Source organism: Aquipuribacter hungaricus (genome assembly GCF_037860755.1).
GTDB classification, from domain to species: domain Bacteria; phylum Actinomycetota; class Actinomycetes; order Actinomycetales; family JBBAYJ01; genus Aquipuribacter; species Aquipuribacter hungaricus.
Window position 1 is genome coordinate 1 of record NZ_JBBEOI010000378.1, and the last position, 2,160, is coordinate 2,160.

Sequence of the window (2,160 nt, forward strand, 5' to 3'; positions counted from 1 at the left end):
GCCGGCGACGCCGACCGCCCCCGTCCGCCGGCCGAGCGCGGAGACGAGCCGCACGGTCAGCGGTGCCGGGAGCGACACGGGGGCGGGGGTGGTGGCCGCGCCGGTCGGCGTGGGCCGGCCGGCGCGCACCCTCAGCCCTGGCCGATGTCGGCGAGCAGCGCCGTGAACCAGGGGGTCGAGGTGTCGAAGGCCTTGCCGCCCGCGATCCGCTCGAACTCGATGGCGCGCAGCCGCCCGCCCTGGCCCTCGTCGTGGCCGATGACCCCGCCCTCGCGGCGCAGCGCGCACTCCACGGCCAGGTCGGTGCAGGACTTGATGAGACGCAGGTCGTCGCTGTTCGCGGCGGCGGACCGGGCGAAGTAGCCGGACTTCTGCACCATCGTCTTCTCGGCCCCGATGCCCGCGGCGAACTGCTTGGCGAACCACGCGCCGGGGTTGATCGTGTCGATCTTGACGTGGCCGAACGGGTCGCGGGCCACGGTCTCCCCGGCCTTCTCCAGCTCCGCGACGATGGTCTGGACGCCGGCGCCCTCGGAGACGAAGAGGTTGACGGCCCCCGTGCGGTCCATGACCTCGCGCAGCCGCGCGGACTCCGCCTCCACGTCGAACTCCAGCTCGGGCAGGTAGACGCCGTGCACGTCCCAGCGGTCCGCGGCGTTGCCGAACGCGGGCAGGTACTCCTGGCCGCGGACCCAGCGGTGGTGCTCCAGCGCGGTGGCGGCCGTGAGCCACCCGCAGCCGCGGCCCATGACCTCGTGGACGACGAGCATCCGCGGGTTGGACGAGTGCTCGGCGACGATGTTGCGGGCGAACACGGCGCCCTGCTCGGCCGCCGTCCACGCCCCGAGCGACTGACGGATCGGTACCACGTCGTTGTCGACCGTCTTGGGCAGGCCCACGACCGTGAGCTCGTAGCCGTTGCCCGCCAGGTAGGCGGCGAGGTCCGCGGCGGTGGTGTTGGTGTCGTCGCCGCCGATGGTGTGCAGGACGTCGACGCCGTCGGCCGCGAGCTGGTCCGCCGCCACCTTGAGGGCGTCCTCGCCCTCCTTGATGAGGCCGCGCTCGACGAGGTTCGCCGTGTTGGTCAGCTTGACCCGGCTGTTGCCGAGCGGGCTCCCGCCGAAGCGGTGCAGCAGGTGGGCGTCCCGGCGGACCTCGTCGGTCACGGGGACGGACCGTCCGGACAGCAGCCCGGCGTAGCCGTCGAGGTAGCCGATGATCTCGACCTCGGGGGCGATCTCGGTGTAGCGCTCGACCAGGCCGCCGACAGCGGACGACAGGCAGGGCGCGAGCCCTCCGGCCGTCAGCATCGCCACCTTGCGGACTCCCGTGGACTCGGGCATGGATCTCCTCTGCTGGTGCTCTACGCGGGCGCGGCCAGCCTATGGCGATCCTCCCGGCGGCCGTGCGCGGGTGATCGACAGGCGGTGCGGGGCGACCTGCACGAGGGTGGGGCCCGGCGGCACGCGAGAGCCGGCGTGCCCCGCACAGCCACCGACCTCTCCGAGGAGCCCTCATGACCGACAGCACCGACAGCACCGACGTCCGCTCGGCCTCCACCACCAACATCGCCGACTTCGGCCGCGAGATGTGGTCCTTCCTCACCGGCAAGGGCGCCGTCATCGACTACACCTTCGTGGACATGACCGTCGAGGTCCCCCGCGAGACCGGGCCGCAGTCCCCGCGCGCCACCTGGAAGCTCGACGGCACCCTGCGCATCACCACGACCGACCGCGACGGGAGCGGTGCGGTCTCGTCATGAGCCGCCAGCAGCGGAGCGGGCAGCCGTCGCTGCACGTCGGTGCCGACCTGACGGTGCAGGTCACCGCGCCCGACGGTCGGACGGCGCAGCTCGGCGTGCAGGACGACGGGCAGACCCTGCGCGTCGTCCTGGCCCGTGCCGCGGACCTCGGTGTCGTGCGGGCCTCCCTGCCGGGCGGCCTGGCCGGCGTCGCGGGCCAGCTCGTCCGCACCGCCAGGCGGGGCGGGCTCGGCCTGCCGCCGTGGGACCAGCACCTGGAGCTCGTCGTCGGCGAACGCACGGTGCTGCGTCGCCGCGCCGGTCGCTGGAGCCCCGGCCCCCGCCTGACGGCCCCCGCCGTCAGGGCGCTCGTGGCAGCCGTGGTCGTCGTCGGGGCAGCCGTCGCCGCCGTGCGGCGG

The 2,160-nt window shown here is 74.2% G+C and carries 3 protein-coding genes; 2 read left to right on the plus strand and 1 reads right to left on the minus strand.

Features of this window, described 5'->3' with window-relative positions:
* Positions 1-131: 131 nt before the first annotated feature.
* Entirely contained in the window at positions 132-1,343 is a 1,212-nt protein-coding gene (locus tag WCS02_RS19840) for a pyrophosphate--fructose-6-phosphate 1-phosphotransferase (RefSeq protein WP_340296008.1), read from the minus strand.
* Between the two features lie 173 nt (positions 1,344-1,516).
* Here WCS02_RS19840 and WCS02_RS19845 point away from each other — a divergent pair, with 173 nt between their 5' ends.
* Both WCS02_RS19845 and WCS02_RS19850 read left to right on the plus strand, forming a co-directional pair.
* A complete protein-coding gene (locus tag WCS02_RS19845; RefSeq protein ID WP_340296010.1) occupies positions 1,517-1,762 on the plus strand; it encodes a hypothetical protein in 246 nt (81 codons plus the stop codon).
* Positions 1,759-2,160 (plus strand): hypothetical protein (locus WCS02_RS19850; protein WP_340296011.1); only part of this gene is annotated, 402 nt, incomplete at its 3' end. The genes WCS02_RS19845 and WCS02_RS19850, both read left to right, overlap by 4 nt.

Excerpts from the sequence above, each read along its gene's own strand:
- WCS02_RS19840 (WP_340296008.1), bottom strand. The coding sequence starts at position 1,343 with ATGCCCGAGTCCACGGGAGTCCGCAAGGTGGCGATGCTGACGGCCGGA.
- WCS02_RS19845 (WP_340296010.1), top strand. The coding sequence starts at position 1,517 with ATGACCGACAGCACCGACAGCACCGACGTCCGCTCGGCCTCCACCACC.